Origin of the sequence: Hydrogenophaga crocea (genome assembly GCF_011388215.1) — a bacterium.
Lineage (GTDB): Bacteria > Pseudomonadota > Gammaproteobacteria > Burkholderiales > Burkholderiaceae_C > Hydrogenophaga > Hydrogenophaga crocea.
In genome coordinates this window covers 4479120-4500590 of sequence record NZ_CP049989.1, presented here as the reverse complement: position 1 = coordinate 4500590, position 21471 = coordinate 4479120, and the positions used below count along the sequence as shown (strand labels likewise).

The 21471-nt window shown below is 69.6% G+C and carries 17 protein-coding genes; 7 read left to right on the top strand and 10 right to left on the bottom strand.

Going from position 1 to position 21471, the window contains the following annotated elements:
* Positions 1-4 precede the first annotated feature (4 nt).
* The 7 genes from G9Q37_RS21470 to G9Q37_RS21440 all read right to left on the bottom strand — a co-directional run bounded on the left by G9Q37_RS21470 (position 5) and on the right by G9Q37_RS21440 (position 8861).
* Positions 5-2107, bottom strand: a complete 2103-nt coding sequence (locus G9Q37_RS21470; protein WP_240936452.1) for a 4Fe-4S binding protein — start codon at positions 2105-2107, stop codon at positions 5-7.
* Positions 2034-2645 (bottom strand): DUF3306 domain-containing protein, encoded by a 612-nt coding sequence (locus G9Q37_RS21465; protein WP_166230646.1) that lies wholly within the window; start codon positions 2643-2645, stop codon positions 2034-2036. The genes G9Q37_RS21470 and G9Q37_RS21465 overlap by 74 nt, the downstream gene beginning before the upstream one ends.
* A 2-nt stretch (positions 2646-2647) precedes the next feature.
* Positions 2648-3277, bottom strand: coding sequence for a DUF3305 domain-containing protein (locus tag G9Q37_RS21460; protein WP_166230644.1), 630 nt, complete (start codon positions 3275-3277; stop codon positions 2648-2650).
* A 76-nt stretch (positions 3278-3353) separates the two neighbouring features.
* The gene (boxA, locus tag G9Q37_RS21455; RefSeq protein WP_166230642.1) at positions 3354-4631 is read right to left on the bottom strand and encodes a benzoyl-CoA 2,3-epoxidase subunit BoxA; all 1278 of its coding nucleotides are present in this window, start codon (positions 4629-4631) and stop codon (positions 3354-3356) included.
* A gap of 6 nt (positions 4632-4637) precedes the next feature.
* Positions 4638-6065, bottom strand: a complete 1428-nt coding sequence (boxB, locus tag G9Q37_RS21450; protein WP_166230640.1) for a benzoyl-CoA 2,3-epoxidase subunit BoxB — start codon at positions 6063-6065, stop codon at positions 4638-4640.
* Between the two features lie 88 nt (positions 6066-6153).
* Positions 6154-7812 (bottom strand): 2,3-epoxybenzoyl-CoA dihydrolase, encoded by a 1659-nt coding sequence (gene boxC / locus G9Q37_RS21445; protein ID WP_166230638.1) that lies wholly within the window; start codon positions 7810-7812, stop codon positions 6154-6156.
* Positions 7813-7946: 134 nt separating this feature from the next.
* Entirely contained in the window at positions 7947-8861 is a 915-nt protein-coding gene (locus tag G9Q37_RS21440; protein ID WP_205710689.1) for a helix-turn-helix transcriptional regulator, read from the bottom strand.
* Positions 8862-9005: 144 nt separating this feature from the next.
* Between G9Q37_RS21440 and G9Q37_RS21435 the strand changes: the two genes are divergently transcribed.
* Complete coding sequence (locus G9Q37_RS21435) at positions 9006-10583, top strand: 3,4-dehydroadipyl-CoA semialdehyde dehydrogenase (RefSeq protein ID WP_166230634.1); 1578 nt, start codon at positions 9006-9008, stop codon at positions 10581-10583.
* Between the two features lie 40 nt (positions 10584-10623).
* Positions 10624-12201 carry a benzoate-CoA ligase family protein gene (locus tag G9Q37_RS21430; protein WP_166230633.1) on the top strand — a complete coding sequence of 526 codons (1578 nt, stop codon included), beginning with the start codon at positions 10624-10626 and terminating at the stop codon, positions 12199-12201.
* Positions 12202-12207: 6 nt separating this feature from the next.
* On the opposite strand, the gene G9Q37_RS21425 is transcribed toward G9Q37_RS21430, so the two are convergent.
* Positions 12208-13062, bottom strand: a complete 855-nt coding sequence (locus G9Q37_RS21425) for a GNAT family N-acetyltransferase (protein WP_205710688.1) — start codon at positions 13060-13062, stop codon at positions 12208-12210.
* Positions 13063-13194: 132 nt separating this feature from the next.
* A complete protein-coding gene (gene apbC, locus G9Q37_RS21420) occupies positions 13195-14286 on the bottom strand; it encodes an iron-sulfur cluster carrier protein ApbC (protein WP_166230631.1) in 1092 nt (363 codons plus the stop codon).
* A gap of 178 nt (positions 14287-14464) precedes the next feature.
* Between apbC and metG the strand changes: the two genes are divergently transcribed.
* On the top strand, positions 14465-16519 hold the full coding sequence (metG, locus tag G9Q37_RS21415) for a methionine--tRNA ligase (protein WP_166230629.1): 2055 nt from the start codon (positions 14465-14467) through the stop codon (positions 16517-16519).
* Here metG and bamE read toward each other — a convergent pair whose 3' ends face one another.
* Positions 16520-17044 (bottom strand): outer membrane protein assembly factor BamE domain-containing protein, encoded by a 525-nt coding sequence (gene bamE, locus G9Q37_RS21410; protein WP_205710687.1) that lies wholly within the window; start codon positions 17042-17044, stop codon positions 16520-16522. It abuts the gene before it with no gap.
* A gap of 77 nt (positions 17045-17121) precedes the next feature.
* On the opposite strand from bamE, the gene G9Q37_RS21405 reads away from it, so the two are divergent.
* From G9Q37_RS21405 to nadB, 4 genes are read left to right on the top strand one after another with little or no spacing between them, the layout of a single operon-like run.
* Positions 17122-18783, top strand: coding sequence for a SulP family inorganic anion transporter (locus G9Q37_RS21405; protein WP_166230627.1), 1662 nt, complete (start codon positions 17122-17124; stop codon positions 18781-18783).
* 32 nt (positions 18784-18815) lie between these two features.
* A complete protein-coding gene (locus tag G9Q37_RS21400; RefSeq protein ID WP_166230625.1) occupies positions 18816-19028 on the top strand; it encodes a DUF3460 family protein in 213 nt (70 codons plus the stop codon).
* Positions 19025-19882, top strand: a complete 858-nt coding sequence (locus tag G9Q37_RS21395) for a segregation and condensation protein A (protein ID WP_166230623.1) — start codon at positions 19025-19027, stop codon at positions 19880-19882. Before G9Q37_RS21400 ends, G9Q37_RS21395 begins: the two co-directional genes overlap by 4 nt.
* The gene (gene nadB, locus G9Q37_RS21390; RefSeq protein WP_166230621.1) at positions 19879-21471 is read left to right on the top strand and encodes an L-aspartate oxidase; all 1593 of its coding nucleotides are present in this window, start codon (positions 19879-19881) and stop codon (positions 21469-21471) included. Before G9Q37_RS21395 ends, nadB begins: the two co-directional genes overlap by 4 nt.

The following is a 21471-nucleotide window of genomic DNA, read 5'->3' as shown; positions in this document are numbered from 1 at the left end:
GCTTTCAGAGGTCGTTGATGCGGGTTTCGCCCGGGTTGGAATAGATGTCCACGACGCGGCAGTCGCCGCACATCTTGAGGCGCTCGAGCGCTTCGCCCTGGAACATGGCGTGGCCCGAGAGCTTGGACAGCATGAGCTCCACGCCCTTGAGCGTGCCGAACGGTTTGCCGCAGCGCACGCAGCCATAGGGCTGGGCTTCGTTGAGCACGCGCGGCTGCTTGCGCTGCTCGCTGAGCAGCAGGCGCGGCGCGAGCGTGATCGCGTCTTCGGGGCAGGTGGTGGCGCACAGGCCGCACTGCACGCAGTTCTTCTCGACGAAGCGCAGCTGCGGGCGCTCGGCGTTGTCGAGCAGCGCGCTCGCGGGGCAGGCGCTCACGCAGCTCAGGCACAGCGTGCAGCGGTCCTTGTCCACGTTCACCGCGCCGAACGGCGAGGCCGCGGGCAGCGCGACGGCCTCGGCGCTGCGCGCGAGCGCCGCGCTGTCCTGCAGCAGGTGATCGAGCGCGAGTTCGAGCGTGGCGCGTTTGTCGGCCTGCACCGCGAAGCCCGCGCGGCGCTTCACGCCCTGCGCGGGCGGCGAGGCGAGCTGCACGTCGAGCGTGGCCGCATCGCGCGCGCGCACCAGGCGGAAATGGGTGCCGCTGTAACCCAGGCCGTTCACCAGCGCCTGCGCCACGGCCATCTGCGCGCTGAGCGCGTCGAGGTACTGCGGCGCTTCTTCGTCGGTGACCAGCACCCACACCTGCGATGCGCCGTAGGCAAAGGCGCTGAGCCACAGATCGAGGCCCACCGAAGCGGTGTGCCACAGCGGCAGCGGGATCACACGCGCGGGCACGCCCTTGACGGCCTTGGGCCGCAGCTGCGCCTCGCGGCCCAGCGCGTCGATGAGTGCGCTGCCCGCGGCCTGGCTGTGCAGCAGCAGCGCCGCGTCCTGGCCGCCGGCCTTGGCGTAGGTGGCGAGCACGGTGCGCAGCTTGGCGCCCTGCTCCGCCGCGCGCGGGTAGGCGTAGCTCAGTGCACCCGTGGGGCACACGGTGGTGCAGGCGCCGCAGCCCACGCACAGGTTGGGGTTGACCGCGATCTGCTGGCGCTCGACCTCGCTGCGGATGGCGAGCGCCGAGCACACCTGCACGCAGGCGTCGCAACCCACGGTCTCGTTGCGTCCGTGTGCGCACAGCTTCTGCTTGTACTGGAAGAACTTGGGTTTCTCGAATTCACCCACCAGCTCGCGCAGGCGCAGCACGGCCGCAAGGCCGGCCTCGCTGTGCAGGCCTTGCGGCAGGTGGAAGTAGCCCTGCGGCGGCGCGTGCTGCGCGAAGGCCGGTTGCGCGCGGAGGTCGACCACGATGTCGAAACGCTCGCGCTGCTCGCTCGCCTCACGCTGGAAGTTGATCGCGCCCACGGCCTCGCAGGCCTGCACGCAGGCGCGGTGGCTCTGGCACTTGTCCAGGTCGATCTGGTAGTCGAGCCCGATCGCGCCTTCGGGGCAGGCCGCGACGCAGGCGTTGCAGCGCGTGCACAGGTCGAGGTCGATCGGGTTGGCCTTGCGCCAGACCGCGTCGAAGGCACCGAGCCAGCCGCCGAGCGAAACCAGTTCGCCGCTCTGCACCGGCCAGGTGTGGGCCTGCTGGCCGCGACCGCCCTGGGCCAGCACGGTCACGTCGAGCACGTCGGCCACGCGCGCAGCCAGGGCCTCGGCGGCATCGAGCGCGCCGATGATCAGCGCGCGGCCCGCGCTGGTGTAGGTGACGGTGGGCACCGGCTCGGGATCGGGCAGGCGCGCCGCCGCCAGCAGCGCGGCCATCTTGGGCGTGGCGGCCCGGGCCTCGCGGCCCCAGCCACCGGTTTCGCGCAGGTTCACGAAGCGGATCGGCCGCACGTCCAGCGCCACCGCGCCCTCGGTCTGTTCGGACAGTTCGTTGAAGAGGCGGCTTTCCTGGGTGCAGGCCACCACCAGGTCGTCGCTGCTGCGGCAGGCGCGCTGGAAGGCGGGCGCGTCGCGCCGGCACAGCGTGGTGTGCGCGCTCAGGTCTTCATCCAGTGCCGCGCCCAGGGCCTTGGGGTCCAGGGGCATGGTCTGGTTGCAATTGCAGATCAGCGTGGTCATCGTGGGACGGGGTCGGGTCGCCCTCGGGGGGGCTGGGGGTGGCGGCGGTGGGCCCGCCGTCCGTGGGGGCCGTCGGGGCGGCGGGCGCCTCGGCCTTTTTTTCGTCGGGGTCGTCGACGAGCTTGAGGAATTTCGCGCCCACCATCATGGCCAGCTCGGCCTTGGACAGCGGGCTGGGCTTGCTGTAGTCGTCGATGTAGATGTCCAGCCCGTCCATCACATTGAAGTGCGGATCGGCGAACAGCTTTTTCACCGCGGCGTTGCGCACGTCGCTGCTCACGTCCTTGGCGACGAAGCGGCTGAAGTCGGATTCGGGCGTGAGCCGGGCCACGTCGTCGAGCGTGGGCGCGGGCGGGGCCGGCTCGCGCGCGGCCGGCGGCTCGGGCGCGGTCAGCGGGGCCGGTGCGGCCAGGGGCGCAGGCGCAGCCACCGGCGCGGCCTTGGCGACCACAGGCTCGGGCGGCAGCGCCTGGCCGCTGCGCGCGGCTTCCTTGCGGCGCGACCAGCGCGAGAAGAAGTTGCCGTCGTCCTGTGCCATGGTCATTGGCCTGCGCCGCCACGGCGCAGCTTGTCGGTGGACACGCGCACCGGCTGGCCGAAGCGGTCGGTGAGCGGGCGAAAGCTCTCGGGGCGCTTGCGCTTCTTGGGCTCGGGCACGTAGGTGGCGTCGACGAAGCCGCGCATCCAGTCGACCACCTCCTCGGGCGCGGGCACCTGGTCCACGCGCTCCTGGGCGTCGAGCCAGCGGCCGGCGTCGTGGTAGCTCAGCGACGCGGCCTGCGGCACGGCCACGGGCTCGCCGTCGAGCAGCCGGGATTCGTCGGGCCGCCACAGCACCCAGAAGCAGGGCTGCGGGCTTTCGAGGTTGAGGTAGTAGCCTTCGGCGTCGTCGCGGAACAGCTCGACCCGAAAGCGCGGGTACAGCCAGTGGCTGCTGCCCTCGGGGGCCTGCGCGGCGTCGATCGGCTCCACGGCCTGCGGCTCGTGGTGTTCGTCGCGCGCGAGCAGCGCGGTTTCATCGGGGCCGGCGTGCAGCATCACATCGGCCAGCACCCAGCGCCAGGGCTGCCAGCGCGCCATGGCGCCGGCCACGGGCTCGCGCCGCATCACGACATCGACCTCGATCGCGGGCCGGTGTCGTGCGGGCAGGGACGTGTGCTTGGCGTGCATAAGAAGGCGGGACTTTACGCCATCGTCCCGCCCCTGCCCCGGGCCGGGGCCGCATGCCCCGACGACCCGCTAAGGCTCAGTAGGTCTCGAGGTGCAGCCGGCCTTCGCGCTGCAGTGCAGCGCCCACGGTTTCCCAATCGAGCCCGGCCTGGGTGGCGATGTCGCGCAGCGCGAGCACCACCCCCTCTTCCATGCTCTTCAAGCCGCACACGTAGAAGTGCGCGTTCGGGTCCTTGAGCAGGGCGGCAACGTCGGCCGCGCGCTCGCGCAGCGCGTCCTGCACGTACTTCTTGGGCTGGCCCGGCGTGCGGCTGAAGGCCAGATTGATGTCGATGAAGTCCTTGGGCAGGTTCTGCAGCGGACCGAAGTACGGCAGTTCCTGCTGCGTGCGCGCGCCGAAGAACAGCATGAGCTTGCCACCCTCGAACTTGCCCGAGGCGCGCAGGCGCCGGCGCCATTCGGTCATGGCGCGCATGGGGGCCGAACCGGTGCCGGTGCAGATCATCACGATGTGGCTGCGCGGGTGGTTGGGCATGAGGAAGCTCGCGCCGAACGGCCCGATCACCTCGACCTTGTCGCCCACCTGCAAGTCGCACATGTAGTTGCTGGCCACGCCGCGCACCGGCTTGCCCGAGTGGTCCTCGAGCACGCGCTTGATGGTGAGCGAGAGGTTGTTGTGGCCTGCGCGCTCGCCGTTGCGCGGGCTCGCGATGCTGTACTGGCGCGCGTGGTGCGGCCGGCCTTTTTCATCGACACCGGGCGGGATCACGCCGATGCTCTGCCCCTCGAGCACGGGGAAGGGCATGCTGCCGAAATCGAGCACGATGTGGTGCGTGTCGTACTCGGTGCCGACCTCCGTCACGCGCAGGTTGCCCACCACGGTGGCCGTGACGGTCTTCTGCGCGGCCTTGGGGCCGTAGAGGTTGGTGAACGCGTGGGCGGCCGACCAGGGCGGCAGCGTGGAACCGTAGCGGGTGCTGATGAACTTGTCTTCCGTGGCCGCGGGCGCAGGGCTCGCGGGGGCCGACGCCGCGGCGGGCGCGGCCTCGGCCACGCCCGCGGCCGCGAGTTCCTCCGCGGGCAGTTCGGCGGGCAGGGACTCCCAGCCGAACTGGTCCTCGATGGAGTACGCGCGCGCCTTGGGCATGGTGCGCCAGTTGTCGATCGAGCCCGTGGGGCACGGCGGCACGCAGGCCATGCACAGGTTGCACTTGTCCGCATCGACCACGTAGTTGTTCGCGTCGTGCGTGATCGCACCCACGGGGCAGGTCGCCTCGCAGGTGTTGCACCGGATGCAGATCTCCGGATCGATCAGGTGCTGCTGGATGACAGCGAGTTCAACGGGCGCATTCATGGGAGATCAGCCGAAACGGACGTATTCGAAGTCGACGGGTTGGCGGTTGATGCCCATGACCGGCGGTGCGATCCAGTTGGCGAACTTGCCCGGCTCGACCACGCGGCCCATGAGCGAGGCCACGAAGGCGCGATCTTCCGCGGTCGGCAGCCATTCGTCCACCTTGGCGTTCCATTCCGACTCGCTGACCACGCGGCCCTCGGGCGACACCTTCACGCCCGCGAGCGTGCCGATGTTGCGGTGGAAGGCCTTGTGCGGCACCTTCAGGCGGTGCGGCAGACCGGCTTTCTCGATCAGCTTGTTCCAGCGCTCCACGCCGGCCATCGAGTCCTTGATGTAGTCGTCGCGCAGCACTTCGTTGAGCGCGTTGAGCATGGGGACTTCCTTCTCCACCAGCTGGCCGCCCTGCACGTCGAGCACCTTGTAGGTCTGGCCCTTGAGCTTGTGGTCGTCGCTGCGCTTGCCTTCTTCGTAGCGGCCCTTGAGACCCGAGCTGTAGAAGATGGCGGCGTTGCTCGACTGGTCGGCGCCAAACAGGTCGATGGTGACCGAGTAGTGGAAGTTCAGGTAGCGCTGGATGGTGGGCAGGTCGATCACGCCGGCCGCGCGCAGCTTGGCGGGGTCGTCGGTCTTGAGCTCGTTCATCACCTGGCAGGTGCGCGTGATCACGCGGCCCACGCCCGACTCGCCCACGAACATGTGGTGCGCTTCTTCGGTCAGCATGAACTTGGTCGTGCGGGCCAGCGGATCGAACGCGGACTCGGCCAGCGCGCAGAGCTGGAACTTGCCGTCGCGGTCGGTGAAGTAGGTGAACATGAAGAAGCTCAGCCAGTCGGGCGTCTTCTCGTTGAAGGCCTCGAGGATGCGCGGGTTGTCGGCGTCGCCGCTGTTGCGCTCGAGCAGGGCCTCGGCTTCTTCGCGGCCGTCGCGGCCGAAGTACTTGTGCAGCAGGTAGACCATGGCCCACAGGTGGCGGCCTTCTTCCACGTTCACCTGGAACAGGTTGCGCAGGTCGTACTGGCTGGGCGCGGTCAGGCCCAGGTGGCGCTGCTGTTCGACTGACGCGGGCTCGGTGTCGCCCTGCGTCACGATGATGCGGCGCAGGTTGGCGCGGTGTTCGCCAGGCACGTCTTGCCAGGCGGCCTCGCCCATGTGGTCGCCGAAGTGGATCTTGCGGTCGGCGTCACCGGGGTTGAGGAAGATGCCCCAGCGGTAGTCGGGCATCTTCACGTGGCCGAACTGGGCCCAGCCCTGCGGGTCCACGCTGACCGCGGTGCGCAGGTAGACGTCGAAGTTCTGCGAGCCCTCGGGACCCATGTCCTGCCACCACTGCAGGTAGTTGGGTTGCCAGTGCTCTAGCGCGCGCTGCAGCGTGCGGTCTTCAGAAAGGTTGACGTTGTTGGGAATCTTCTCGCTGTAGTTGATGGCAGACATCGCGGTTCTCCTGCGGGTTTCCTGTCGGTGGACTGACCTGCGGTTGCGGCTGGCTCCACCGGAGAACCCACCGCACAACGTTGGTTGATCAGACGCGGTTGAAATCGAACTGGGCCTTGTCGCCCTTGCCGTAGACCTTGAGCGCGCCCTTGTCGCCGACGGCGTTGGGGCGGATGAAGATCCAGTTCTGCCAGGCGGTGAGGCGGCCGAAGATGCGCGTGAGCATGTTTTCCTTCTGCGCGAAACGCAGGTTGGCCTCGAGGCCGGTGAGCGCGTCGGGCGACATGGCGGCGCGTTCCTCGATCGCGATGCGCACCTCGTCGGCCCAGTCGATGTCGTCGGGCGAGGAGGTGACCAGGCCGAGTTCGAGCGCGGCGTCGGCGTCGAGCGCCTTGCCCACCGCAGCGCGCACGGCTTCCATCGCGGCGCTCTCTTCGTAGAAGCGGCGCTGCAGGCGCGACTGGCCGTTCACCATGGGCAGCAGACCCAGGTTGAACTCGCCCAGCGTGATGCGCGGCGCCTTGGCTTCGTCGTCGGGCAGCGCGAGCATGTAGGTGCGGTCGGCGCAGAAGGCCAGTTCGGCCAGCGAACCCGCGAAGCACGAGCCCTGCTCGATCAGCGCGAACAGGCTGCGCGAGGACACGTCCAGGCGCGCGAAGGTGCGGCGCAGCAGGCCGATGGTTTCGCGCACGAACCAGTGGTTCTGGTGGCGCAGCAGCGTGGCGTCGCTGGCCAGCACGGCGGCGGCGTCGCCCTCGGTCTTGATCAGCCAGGTGCCGACGTCGAGCTCGTTGGTGCGCAGGTTGAGGATCGCGTCGTCGAGTTCACGCGCCATCTGCAGCGGCCACCACGAGGCGCCGGCGGCTTCGATGCCGGCGATGTCGGTGGGTTGCGCGGTCTTGGGCGCCTTCACGGTCAGCGTGGCGGTGCGCTTGGCGCGGTCGATGGCCACGCTCACGTTCGCGTATTCGATGCCGTCGGCGCTGTCGGTGCGCTGCACGCGCGGCAGGGCCACGCCCTGGGCATTGGCGGGGCGGTCGCTCTGCGCGGCCAGGGCCTCGGCGCGCTCTTTCACATGGGCCGCGAACTGCTGCGGCTTGGCGATCGAGTCGACCAGGCGCCAGTCGACCGCCTTCTTTCCGCGCACCCCTTCGCTGGTGGTGCAGAAGATGTCGGCGAGGTCGTGGCGCACGTGGCGCTTGTCGGTCACGCGGGTGAGGCCGCCGGTGCCGGGCAGCACGCCCAGCAGCGGCACCTCGGGCAGGCTCACGGCGCTGCTGCGGTCGTCGACCAGCACGATCTCGTCGCAGGCCAGGGCCAGCTCGTAGCCGCCGCCGGCGCAGGCGCCGTTGAGGGCCGCGATGAACTTCAGGCCGCTGTGCTGGGACGAGTCTTCGATGCCGTTGCGCGTTTCGTTGGTGAACTTGCAGAAGTTCACTTTCCAGGCGTGGCTGGAGAGGCCGAGCATGAAGATGTTGGCGCCCGAGCAGAACACGCGGTCCTTGAGGCTGGTGACCACCACGCTGCGCACCTGCGGGTGCTCGAAGCGGATGCGGTTGAGCGCGTCGTGCAGCTCGATGTCCACGCCCAGGTCGTAGCTGTTGAGCTTGAGCTTGTAGCCGGGGCGCAGGCCGCCGTCTTCGTCGATGTTGATGGACAGCGTGGCGATGGCGCCATCGACGCTGAGTTTCCAGTGGCGGTACTGGCCGGGTTCGGTGCGGTAGTCGACGGGGGCGGGCTGGCTCATGACGGTCTCCTCGGGGGCTGGGAAGGCAGCGGCACTGAAATGCCGTTGCCTTGAACGTGACCGGAATAATATTGCATGTCTCTGAGCGGCGTCAATGCACTTTTGTGCATGTTTCGACCGCCGGTCGGTTTTGTTCAGCCCGACACCAGCGCGCGGACCTCGTCGCTCAGGGCCTGGAAGGCCGCGTCCACGCTGCCGTAGGCGCTGGTGTTGAAGTGCAACTCTGCCTTGGAATAGAAAGCCGAGCGCCCCGCGAGGATGCGCTTGAGGTCTTCCATGGCCTCGCGGCTCGCGGCCATGGGCCGCATGTCGCCCTGCGCCGCCACGCGGCCCATGTGGTCGGCCGGATCGGCCTGCAGCCACACGGTGGTGCAGTGCGCGAGCAGCAGGTTGAAGTTGGCCGCGTCCGACACCAGGCCGCCGGGCGTGGCGATCACCACCTCGGGGTAGATCTGGATCGCCTCCTCGAGCGCACGGCGCTCGTAGCGCCGGTAGGCCGGCGTGCCGTAAAGCGCGTGGATCTCCTCGATGCTGCAGCCGGCGAACTTCTCGATCTCGCGGCTGAGCTCGATGAAGGCGTAGCCCAGGTCGTCGGCCAGGCGCTGGCCCAGCGTGGACTTGCCCGCCCCGCGCAGGCCGATGAGCGCGATGCGCGTGCGCCGCGTGGCGTCGGTGTCGGCCTGGCCCTGGCCCAGCGCGCTGCCGATGGCCATGCGCACGCGGCGCAGGTCGGCCTCGGGGCGGCCGGCCAGCATCTCGCGGATCAGCAGCCATTCCGGTGAGCTTGTGCTCACATCGCCAATAAGTTCGGCGAGCGGGCACTGCAGCGCCTCGGCCACCTGCAGCAGCACCAGGATGGACGCGTTGCCCGTGCCGTACTCGAGGTTGGCGAGGTGGCGCTCGGACACGTCGGCCGCGATCGCCACCGCCTTGCGCGTCATGCCGCGGCGCGAGCGCAGCGTGCGCACGCGCTCGCCCAGCGACACCAGGAACGGATGGCGGTCTTCTTCGACCGGCACGGTCGGGCTGGGGGCGGCTTCGGCGTCCATGGGGGGAGGCGGTGTAAGGGACTCGGGGATGTCCGGGCTTGCCAAATGGCAGAACATGCACTTTAATGCAGGTTCGCGAGCACGCAAGATAGTGCACTTTATCGCTTCAACGGCCCCAACACCAGCCCGGATTTCAGCCCCGCCATGAGCCAGACCCCCCTCCTGCCCAACATCGTCGCCGGTCAAGCCCAATCGGGCCAAGGCGCGGGCACGCCCCTGTTCGACCCGGTGCTCGGCACCGAACTCGTGCGCGTGAGCCGCGACGGCCTGGACGTGGCGAGCGCCTTCCGCTTCGCGCGCGAACAGGGCGGGGCCGCGCTGCGCGCCCTGAGCTACCGCGAACGCGCCGGCCTGCTGGCCGCTGTGGTGCAGGTGCTGCAGGCCAAACGCGACGACTACTACGCGATCGCCACCGCCAACTCGGGCACGGTCACGCGCGACTCCGCGGTCGACATCGACGGCGGCATCTTCACGCTCGGCCAGTACGCCAAGTGGGGCGAGAAACTGGGCGATGCGCGCGCCCTGCTCGACGGCGGCCGCATCCGCCTGGGCAAGGACGAAGGCTTCCAGGCCCAGCACATCCTCACCCCCACGCGCGGTCTGGCGCTGTTCATCAACGCCTTCAACTTCCCGAGCTGGGGCCTGTGGGAAAAAGCCGCGCCCGCGCTGCTGTCGGGCGTGCCCGTGGTGGTCAAGCCCGGCACGCCCACGGCCTGGCTCACGCAGCGCATGGTGCAGGACGTGGTCGAGGCCGGTGTGCTGCCCGCGGGCGCGCTGTCGGTGATCTGCGGCTCGTCGCACGGCCTGCTCGACGCGCTCGAACCCTTCGACGTGCTGTCCTTCACCGGTTCGGCCGACACCGCCGCGCTGATCCGCGGCCACGACGCCGTGGCCAAGCGCTCGGTGCGCGTGAACATCGAGGCCGACAGCCTCAACAGCGCCCTGCTCGACCCCGCGGCCACCGCCGACAGCGAAGCCTTCAAGCTGTTCGTCAACGAGGTCGCGCGCGAGATGACGGTCAAGAGCGGGCAGAAGTGCACCGCGATCCGCCGCGCCTTCGTGCCGCGCGCGCTGTACCAAGCCGCCGCCGACGCGATCGGTGCCAAGCTCGCCAAGACCACCGTGGGCAACCCGCGCAACGAAGCCGTGCGCATGGGCGCGCTGGTGAGCCGCGCGCAGTTCGACAGCGTGCGCGAAGGCCTGGCGCAATTGCTCACCGAAGCCCAGGCGCTGTACGACGGCCGCAGCCAGGCCCTGGTTGACGCCGACCCCGCCGTGGCCGCCTGCGCCCAACCCGTGCTGCTGGGCACCAGCGACCCGGTGGCCGCGCGCGTGCTGCACGATGTGGAGGTGTTCGGCCCCGTGGCCACCCTGATGCCCTACGACAGCGAGACCCAGGCCTACGGGCTGATCCGCCGTGGCCAGGGCTCGCTCGTGGCTTCGGTCTACAGCGCCGACCCGGCTTTCACTGCGCGCGCCGCGCTCGAGCTCGCCGACAGCCACGGCCGCGTGCACGCGATCTCGCCGGAGGTCGCGCAGTCGCAGACCGGCCATGGCAACGTGATGCCGCACTCGCTGCACGGCGGCCCGGGCCGCGCGGGCGGCGGCGAAGAGCTGGGCGGCCTGCGCGCGCTCGGCTTCTACCACCGCCGCAGCGCGGTGCAGGCGCACACCGGTGCGCTCGACGCGCTCGCCGCCAGCGCCACGCCGCTGGCCTTCTGAGCCCGCGCCCGCACACCCACAAGACCCGAGGAGACAAGCCATGACCGCCCCCACCGTGGCCGCGCCGCCGGCGCGCTTCAACTTCGCCCGCCACCTGATCGAGCGCAATGCAGCCCGCGCGGCCAAGACCGCGCTCATCGACGACCAGGGCCGCCTGAGCTACGGCGAACTCGCCGACGCCGTGGCCCGCTTCGGCGCGGCGCTGCGCCAGCTCGGCCTGCGGCGCGAGGAACGCGTGCTGCTGCTCGCGCACGACAGCAGCGATTGGGTGGTGGCCTTCCTGGGCGCGCTGCACGCGGGTGTGGTGCCCGTGGCCATCAACACCCTGCTGCCGGCCAAGGACATCGCCTACATGCTCGGCGACAGCCGCGCGCAAGCGGCCATCGTCTCGGGCGCGCTGCTGCCCACGCTGCAAGAGGCCATGGCCCAGGGCGGCCATGAGGTGCAGCACCTGATCGTCTCGCGCGGCAGCGCCCTGCCCGCCGGCGCACGCGCCTTCGACGCGCTCGTGAAAGCCGCGCAACCCGCGGCCCCCGCCGACACGCACGCCGACGAGCCCGCGTTCTGGCTCTACTCGAGCGGCTCCACCGGCGCGCCCAAGGGCACGGTGCACAGCCAGGCCAACCTCTACTGGACCGCCGAGCTCTATGGCCGCGGCGTGCTGCAGCTGCGCGAGAGCGACACGGTGTTCTCGGCCGCCAAACTGTTCTTCGCCTATGGCCTGGGCAATGCGCTGAGCTTTCCGCTCAGCGTGGGCGCGAGCGTGGTGCTGATGGCCGAGCGGCCCACGCCGCAGGCCTGCTTCCATCGCATGACGCAGCACCAGCCCACCGTGTTCTGCGGCGCGCCCACGGGTTACGGCGGCATGCTCGCCAGCCCCGACCTGCCCGCGAAAAGCGCGGTGGCGCTGCGCCTGTGCTCCTCGGCCGGCGAGGCCCTGCCGCAGGACATCGGCGAGCGCTGGACGCGCCATTTCGGCGTCGAGATCATCGACGGCATCGGCTCCACCGAGATGCTGCACATCTTCCTGTCCAACGTGCCCGGCCAGGTGCGCTACGGCACCACGGGCTTTCCGGTGCCGGGCTATGCGGTGGAGCTGCGCGGCGAAGACGGCCAGCCCGTGGCCACGAACCCCGACGGCTCGTCGGAGATCGGCGACCTCTACATCCAGGGCCCGAGCGCCGCGCTCATGTACTGGAACAACCGCAGCAAGAGCCGCGACACCTTCCAGGGCGGCTGGACCAAGAGCGGCGACAAGTACCTGCGCAACGCCGATGGCACCTACACCTACGCGGGCCGCAACGACGACATGCTCAAGGTCAGCGGCATCTACGTGAGCCCCTTCGAGGTGGAAGCCACGCTGGTGCAGCACCCCGCGGTGCTCGAGGCCGCGGTGATCGGCAAGGAAGACAGCGACGGCCTGACCAAGACCAAGGCCTATGTGGTGCTCAAGCCGGGCCAGCAGGCCAGCTCCGCCGATCTGCAGGCCTTCGTGAAGGAGCGCCTGGCGCCCTACAAGTACCCGCGCTTCATCGAGTTCCTCGACGAACTGCCCAAGACCGCCACCGGCAAGATCCAGCGCTTCCGGCTGCGCGAGCGCGAGAAGGCGGCGGGCTGAACGCGCTCAGCCGATCTCCAGCGCGGTGAGCGCGTACTGGCGCGGCAGGTCGATGCGCGGCGCCGGCCCGCGGTACATGCGCGCGGTGGGAAAGCCCGCCACCATGCCCTGCCGCTCGGCCAGCGAGATCGCTTCGCGGTTGGGTTCGGGGATGTCGAGGTAGACCGGCTCGCGCAGCACCACGCAGCCCAGCAGCGCATCGAGCAGGGCCTCGGCGATGGCGGGCGTGTCGGCGCACAGCGGGCCGATCTTGTGGCCATTGGCGCAGGCACGCACAACGCCATAGCCCTTGAGCCGCCCGTCCTGCCACCAGCCCAGCGCCATGCCGTAGCGCTGCTGGATCCAGGCCTGCAGGAAGACCGGGCGCGGTTCGGGGTGGAAAGCGCGGTCGTACACGGCCAGCGCCTCGAACGGGATCGCCGTGAGCTTGACGATGCGCGGGTCGCGCGGCTGCGGGCTGCGGCCCACGGCCTGGTAGCGCCGGTTGTGCCAGGCCAGGTCGAAGCCGCTGCGGCGGTAGTTGTGCTGCTGCTCGACCACGCCGTCGAGCCCCACGATGCAGCCGCGCAGGTGCTCGAGTGCGGCCTTCCAGACCGCCATGCCCAACCCCCGGCCGCGCAGGTCGGGCCGCACGATGTACAGGCCCACGAAACCGTAGCTGGTGCCGTAGCGCAGGCCGCTGATGGTGGCCGCGGGCTGGCCGTCGAGGCTGGCCATGAAATGGCCGCGCACGTCGATGGGGTGGAAGATGTCGCCGTCGTGGCGGCCGGGATTCCAGCCCTCTTCTTCGGCCCAGCGCAGGGCGGTGCCGAGCTGGGTGCGGTTCATGCGCTGGATCTGGTGGGGGGGCGTGTGCTTCACGGTGGGCCTCCTGCTGCGTCGGAAGCCCCGATGACACCGCAGTCCCCCCCGCGCCTTCCATACCCCCCGGGAGGTATTCGCACCCCCGTGGAAACACCGAGCCCGACGGGCCCGGGGTTGGCCTTCGCGGACTCAGGTGTCCTTGGAGATCTTGATGCTCGGGAACTTCGACGAGAAGTCCTTGGCCTTGGCCGCGATCTTGATGGCCACCTGGCGCGCCACGCCCTTGTAGAGGCCGGCGATCTCGCCGTCGGGGTCGGCCACCACGGTGGGCATGCCGCTGTCGGCCTGCACGCGGATGCTCATGTTGAGCGGCAGCGCGCCGAGGTAGTCCATGCCGTACTCGGCCGCCATGTTCTTGCCGCCGTCGGCGCCGAAGATGTGCTCGACGTGGCCGCACTTCTCGCACACGTGCACGGCCATGTTCTCGACGATGCCCAGGATGGGCACGCCCACCTTCTCGAACATCTTGATGCCCTTGCGGGCGTCGAGCAGCGCGATGTCCTGCGGCGTGGTCACGATCACCGCGCCCGTGAGCGGCACGCGCTGCGACAGCGTGAGCTGGATGTCGCCGGTGCCCGGCGGCATGTCGACGATCAGGTAGTCGAGCTCTTTCCAGTTGGTCTGGCGCAGCAGCTGCTCGAGCGCCTGCGTGGCCATGGGCCCGCGCCAGATCATGGCCTCGTCGCGGTCGATCAGGAAGCCGATCGAGATGCACTGGATGCCGTAGTTCTCGAGCGGCTCCATGGTCTGGCCGTCGGCGCTCTCGGGGCGGCCTTCGATGCCCAGCATCATGGGCTGGCTCGGGCCGTAGATGTCGGCGTCGAGCACGCCCACGCGCGCGCCTTCGGCGGCCAGCGCCAGCGCGAGGTTGACCGCGGTGGTGCTCTTGCCCACACCGCCTTTGCCCGAGGCCACGGCGATGATGTTCTTGACGTTGGGCATGAGCTGCACGCCGCGCTGCACCGCGTGCGCGATGACCTTGGTGCTCAGGTTGACCGAGACGTTCTCGACGCCGGGCACACCGCGCGCGGCCGCGATCAGGGCCTTGCGCAGCGCGGGCATCTGGCTCTTGGCGGGATAGCCCAGCTCGACGTCGAAGGCCACGTCACCGTCGTTGACCTGCAGGTTCTTGAGCGCCTTGGTGGTCACGAAGTCGCGCCCGGTGTTCGGGTCCTGCACGGCCTGCAAGGCTTGCAGCAGGGCTTGTTGGTCGACGGACATGGGGAAATGGCTCCAGGGGAAAGTGGGGTTGTCTGCGCCGGGCCGGGGTGCGGTGGCGGGGCGGTGCTCTGCGGCGGCGCAGAGTCTACCGTCCGGGGGCGGGGGGCGGGATTCACACAAGCGGCGTGCGGTCATCGGCCCACCTAAAATCGCCGGTTCCCCTGAAGAAAGCCCCGCCATGAGCCCGCGCCGCCTGTTCGTCACCACCGCCCTGCCCTACGCCAACGGCCACTTCCACATCGGCCACATCATGGAATACATCCAGGCCGACATCTGGGTGCGGTTCCAGCGCATGCAGGGCCACCAGGTGCATTTCGTCTGCGCCGACGACGCGCACGGCGCGCCGATCATGATCGCGGCCGACAAGGCGGGCAAGACGCCGCAGCAGTTCGTGGCCGACATCGCCGCGGGCCGCAAGCCCTACCTCGACGGCTTTCACATCGGCTTCGACAACTGGCACAGCACCGACGCGCCCGAGAACCACGAGCTCGCGCAGCAGATCTACAAAGACCTGAAAGCCGCCGGCCTGATCGAGACGCGCACCATCGAACAGTTCTTCGACCCCGAGAAGAACATGTTCCTGCCCGACCGCTTCATCAAGGGCGAGTGCCCCAACTGCCACGCCAAAGACCAGTACGGCGACAACTGCGAGGTCTGCGGCAAGGTCTACAGCCCGACCGACCTGATCAACCCCTACTCGGCGCTCTCGGGCGCCAAGCCGGTGCTCAAGCACTCCGAGCATTTCTTCTTCAAGCTCTCCGACCCGCGCTGCCTGGCCTTCCTCAAGCAGTGGACCACGAGCGGCGCGGTGCAGCCCGAAGTGCTCAACAAAATCAGCGAGTGGATCGCGCCCGACGAGAACGGCCAGACCAAGCTCGGCGACTGGGACATTTCGCGCGACGCGCCCTATTTCGGCATTGAAATCCCCGACGCGCCGGGCAAGTACTTCTACGTCTGGCTCGATGCGCCCGTGGGCTACCTGGCCTCGCTCAAGAACTGGCTGGGCAAGCAGGGCATGGACTACGCCGCCTTCATGGCCGACCCGGCGACCGAGCAGTTCCACTTCATCGGCAAGGACATCATCACCTTCCACACGCTGTTCTGGCCGGCCATGCTGCACTTCAGCGGCCGCAAGACGCCCAACGCGGTGTTCGTGCACGGCTTCCTCACCGTGAACAACGGCGAGAAGATGAGCAAGAGCCGTGGCACCGGGCTCGACCCGCTCAAGTACCTGCAGCTCGGCATGAACCCCGAGTGGCTGCGCTACTACCTGGCTGCCAAGCTCAGCGCGCGCAACGAAGACATCGACTTCAACCGCGAAGATTTCCTGCTGCGCGTCAACAGCGACCTGATCGGCAAGTTCATCAACATCGCGAGCCGCGCGGCGGGCTTCATCGCCAAGCGCTTCGAGGGCCGGCTCGGCGCGGCCTCGGCCGACGGTGCCGCGCTGCTGCAAGCGCTGCAGGCGCGCGCCGAGGCCGTGGCCACGCTGTTCGACACGCGCGAGTACGGCAAGGCGCTGCGCGAGGTCATGGCGCTGGCCGATCAGGTCAACGCCTACGTCGACCAGAACAAGCCCTGGGAGCTCGCCAAGCAGGAGGGCCAGGACGCGCGGCTGCACGACGTGTGCAGCACCTGCATCGAGGCCTTCCGCCTGCTCACGCTCTACCTCAAGCCGGTGCTGCCCGCCCTGGCCGCGCAGGTCGAGGCTTTCCTGCAGGTGGCGCCCATGCAGTGGGCCGACGCCGCCCGCCTGCTCGGCGCGGGCCACGCCATCCAGCCCTACCAGCACCTGATGCAGCGCGTGGACGTGAAGCAGCTCGACGCCCTGTTCGAGCCGCCGCCCGCGCCCGTGGAGGCCGCGCCCGTGCCCGGTGGCGAGCCGATCGCCGACACCATCACCATCGACGACTTCGCCAAGATCGACCTGCGCATCGCGCAGATCGTCGAGTGCGAGCGCGTGGAAGGTTCGACCAAGCTGCTGCGCCTCACGCTCGACGTGGGCGAGGGCAAGACCCGCAACGTCTTCAGCGGCATCGCCAGCGCCTACCAGCCCGAGCAGCTCAAGGGCAAGCTCACCGTGCTGGTGGCCAACCTGGCGCCGCGCAAGATGAAGTTCGGCGTGAGCGAAGGCATGGTGCTGGCCGCGAGCCACGCCGACGAAAAAGCCGCGCCCGGCATCTACGTGCTCGAGCCCGGCCCGGGCGCGCAGCCGGGCATGCGGGTGCGCTGATCAGCGCTTCTGCAGATCCGGGTCGGGCATGGTCCCGGTCTTGATCACCCGCAGGTCGCGGTTGAAGGCCACGCTGAAGAGCATGGGCTCGGTGCCGCCCTTGGGCTGGAAGCGCCAGTCCTGGTGTGTCTCGCCGCTCAGGGCGTAGGTCTGCACCTTTCGCGGCTTGCCCAGCAGGCGGCGCACCTGCTCCATGGCCATGCCCGGTTGCACCTGGGCGAAGGTTTCTTCATTGAGCACCTGCGCCACCTTCACCAGCACGCCGTCGGCGCCGATGGTGATCATGTAGTTCACCACGCCCTCGGGCTGGCGGTTGTACTCGTAGACCTGCGCGCCATCGGCGCCGTCCCACACCGCTTCGGGCTGGCCGAATTTCTCGCGCACGTCGGCCTCGGTGGACACGCCGGGTTCGAGCTCGGCGATGTTCTGCAGGTCGCAGGCGCCCACGAGACCCACCGCGGCCAGGGTGGCGGTGATCAAACGGCCCAGGCGCCACCAGGCGCTGCGCGTGTCGGCTCGGCTCATGCGGTCTCCAATGGTCTCGGGCGGCCAGTGTAGGCCGGCAACCGGGGCTGCGCGTTGCCATCGGTAACATGCGGGGCATGACCGGCCTGCCACCGCTCGCCCCGTTCCGCCCGCGCCTGCTCGCCGTGCTGCGCGGCTACGACAGGGCGCGCTTCGGCCGCGACCTGGGCGCCGGGGTCACGGTGGGCATCGTGGCGCTGCCGCTGGCCATGGCCTTCGCCATCGCGAGCGGCCTGCCGCCCCAGGCCGGGCTGTGGACGGCCATCATCGGCGGCCTGCTGGTGGCCATGCTCGGCGGCACGTCGGTGCAGATCGCCGGGCCCGCGGGCGCGTTCATCGTCATCGTCTACGGCATCGTCGAGCGCTACGGCGTGGCCAACCTGCTGATCGCCACCGCGAGCGCGGGCGTGTTGCTGTTCCTGCTCGGCCTGTTCCGCCTGGGCGCGCTGGTGCGCTACGTGCCCGTGAGCGTGGTGATCGGCTTCACCAACGGCATCGCGGTGCTGATCGCGTTCTCGCAGCTGCGCGACCTGCTGGGCCTGCAGGTCGACAAGATGCCCGCGAGCTTTTTCGGGCAGATGCGCGTGCTGGCCACGCACGCCGGCGGCATCAACCCCTGGGCGCTCGCGCTGGGCACGCTGTGCGTGCTGGGCCTGGTGCTGTGGCCGCGCCTGTGGGCCATGGACTCGCGCTTTCGCCGCCGCATCGAGCGGCTCGACGTGCCCGGTGCGCTGCGCGCGACCTCGCGCATTCCGGGCCCGGTGGTGGCGCTGGTGACGCTGTCGCTGCTGGCCTGGGCGCTGGAGCTGCCGGTGGAGACCATCGGCACGCGCTTCGGCGGTATTCCCCAGGGCCTGCCCGCGTTCGCCTTGCCCGATTTTTCGTGGGAAACCGTGCGACTGCTGGTCACGCCCACGCTCACCATCGCGCTGCTCGGCGCGGTGGAGTCGCTGTTGTGCGCGCGCGTGGCCGACCAGCTCAGCACCACGCCCAAGCACGACCCGAACCAGGAGCTCATGGCCCAGGGCGTGGCCAACCTCGTGGTGCCCTTCTTCGGCGGCATGCCGGTCACGGGCACCATCGCGCGCACCGTCACCAACATCCGCGCCGGCGCAGGCTCGCCGGTGGCGGGCATGGTGCACTCGGCCACGCTGGCGCTGGTGGTGCTGGTGGCCGCGCCGCTGGCCTTCCACATCCCGCTCGCGGTGCTCGCGGGCGTGCTGCTGTTCGTGGCCTGGAACATGGGCGAATGGCGCGAGTTCGCGCGGCTGCGGCACTTCAGCAACCACTACCGGCTCATGCTGCTGAGCACCTTCGCCGTCACCATTGTGTTCGACCTCACGGTGGCCGTGGAGCTGGGTCTGGTGCTGGCCGTGGTGCTGTTCGTGCGGCGCCAGCAGGCGCTGTTCCGGGTGGAGCCCGTGGTGAGCGCCGAGGGGCGCCAGACCTGGCGCCTGTATGGATCGCTGTTCTTCGGCAACGTCACCCGCATCGACCCGCTGATCGCGGCCGCCGAGGCCAGCCCGGGCCCGCTGCACCTCACGCTGGACGCGCAGTTGCTGGTGTCGCTCGACACCACCGGCCTGGACGCGCTCGAGCAGTTGCGCAAGGCCCTGGGGCGGCGCGGCGGGCGGCTGGAGCTCACGGGTCTGCAGCCGCAACCGGCCTCGCTGATCCAGCGCTCGGGCTTCGCGGCCCGGCTGGCCGAGGGCACCGAGGGGTCGGGGCACGGCCGGTAAAATCGCGGGTTTCCTGTTCCGGACGCCCCGCCATGTCCTTCTTCCGCCGCCCCGACTACCGCTCCGAGACCACCGAGTTCATCGACCAGCTCAAGGCCAGCAAGCCCGGCCTGGAACAGCGCCAGCGCGAGGGCCGCAACCTGCTGTGGGACAAGACCATCGACCGCGAATTCGCGGCCGAAGCCCAGGCGGCCCGCGTGGCGCAGAAGCCCTACGTCTACCAGACCGAGCCTGGCTTGAAGTGAGCCAGGAGCCCGCGCCGTCCCTCGACGAGGCCCCCCAGGGCCTGGACGAGGTGCTGCCCAGTGTGGTCGACGGCGTGGCGCTTGCGCGGCTCTACGGCGAGCCGCTGTTCAAGCTGCCGCAGGACCTCTACATCCCGCCCGACGCGCTGCGCGTCTTCCTCGAGGCCTTCGAGGGCCCGCTGGACCTGCTGCTCTACCTGATCCGCAAGCAGAACTTCAACATCCTCGACATCCCGATGGCGGGGGTGACGCGCCAGTACCTCACCTACGTCGAGGAAATCCGCGCACACAACCTCGAACTCGCGGCCGAGTACCTGCTGATGGCCGCGATGCTGATCGAGATCAAGTCGCGCATGCTGCTGCCGCCCAAGAAAACGGCCGAGGGCGAAGAGGCCGAAGACCCACGCGCCGAACTCGTGCGCCGCCTGCTCGAGTACGAGCAGATGAAGCTCGCGGCGCAGCGTCTGACCGAGGTGCCGCAGTACGGGCGCGACTTCCTGCGCGCCCAGGTCTACGTGGAGCAGGCCCTGGTGCCGCGCTTCCCCGACGTCAACCCCATCGACCTGCAGAGCGCCTGGCGCGACATCCTCAAGCGCGCCAAGCTCGTGCAGCACCACAAGATCAGCCGCGAAGAGCTCTCGGTGCGCGAGCACATGAGCATCGTGCTGCGCCAGCTGCAGGGGCGCCAGTTCGTCGAGTTCGGCGAGCTGTTCGACGTCAGCCGCGGCCAGCCCGTGCTGGTCGTGACCTTCATCGCCATGCTCGAGCTCGCCAAGGAAACCCTGATCGAGCTCACCCAGGCCGAGGCCTTCGCACCGATCTACGTGCGCCTCGCCTACACCCCCGCATCATGAGCCTCCAACACTTCGACGTCCTGGTCATCGGCAGCGGCCTGGCCGGGCTCAGCACGGCCCTGCACCTGTCGGCCACGCACCGCGTGGCCGTGATCACCAAGCGCGCGCTGCTCGACGGCTCGAGCAACTGGGCGCAGGGCGGCATCGCCGCGGTGCTCGCCGAGGGTGACAGCTACGCCTCGCACGTGGAAGACACGCTGGTGGCCGGCGCCGGCCTGAGCGACCGCGAGGCCACCGAGTTCACGGTGGAGAACGCGCCCGCGGCCATCGCCTGGCTGCGCGAGCTCGGTGTGCCGTTTTCCACCGAAGCCGGTGAACTGCACCTCACGCGCGAAGGCGGCCACAGCCACCGACGCATCGTGCACGCGGCCGACGCCACGGGTGCCGCGGTGCAGGCCACGCTGGTCGAGCGCGTGCGCCGCACGCCCAACATACAGATCTTCGAGCACCACATGCTGGTCGATCTGATCACCGACCGCCGCGTGCCCGGGGCCAGCCAGGAGCGCCGCTGCTTCGGCGCCTACGTGCTCGACACCGTGGCCGACGAGGTCGTGACCTTCTCGGCGCGGCACACCGTGCTTGCCACGGGCGGCGCGGGCAAGGTCTACCTGTACACCACCAACCCCGACACCGCCACGGGCGACGGCATCGCCGCGGCCTGGCGCGCGGGCTGCCAGGTGGCGAACATGGAGTTCATCCAGTTCCACCCCACCTGCCTGTACCACCCGCACGCCAAGAGCTTCCTGATCACCGAGGCGGTGCGCGGCGAGGGCGGCCTGCTCAAGCTGCCGCCGCACCTGGGTGGCCACCGCTTCATGCCCGACCACGACCCGCGCGCCGAGCTCGCGCCGCGCGACGTGGTGGCGCGCGCGATCGACCACGAGATGAAGAAGCACGGCCTCGACTGCGTGCACCTGGACATCTCGCACCAGAGCCCCGAATTCCTGCGCGAGCACTTCCCCAACATCCTTGCGCGCTGCGCCGAGCTCGGCATCGACATCACGAAAGAGCCCATCCCCGTGGTGCCGGCCGCGCACTACACCTGCGGCGGCGTGGTGACCGACCTCGACGGCCGCACCGAGATCGCGGGCCTGTATGCAGTGGGCGAGACCACCTGCACCGGCCTGCACGGTGCCAACCGGCTCGCGAGCAACTCGCTCGTGGAGTGCATGGTGTTCGCCCAGGCCGCGGTGGGCGCCATCCGCGGCACGCCCGCGCCGCAGCCGCCCGCACTGCCCGAGTGGGACGACAGCCGCGTGACCGACGCCGACGAGATGGTGGTGATCTCGCACAACTGGGACGAGCTGCGCCGCTTCATGTGGGACTACGTGGGCATCGTGCGCACCAACAAGCGCCTGGAGCGCGCGGCGCACCGCATCACGCTGCTTCAGCGCGAAATCCACGAGTTCTATGCGCAGTTCCACGTCACGCGCGACCTGCTCGAGCTGCGCAACCTGGTGCAGGTGGCCGACTTGATCGTGATGTCGGCCATGCTCCGACACGAAAGCCGCGGCCTGCACTTCAGCCGCGACTACCCGGGGCTGCTGCCTGAAGCGAAGCCGACGATTCTGGTGCCGCCGGCGCGGTGA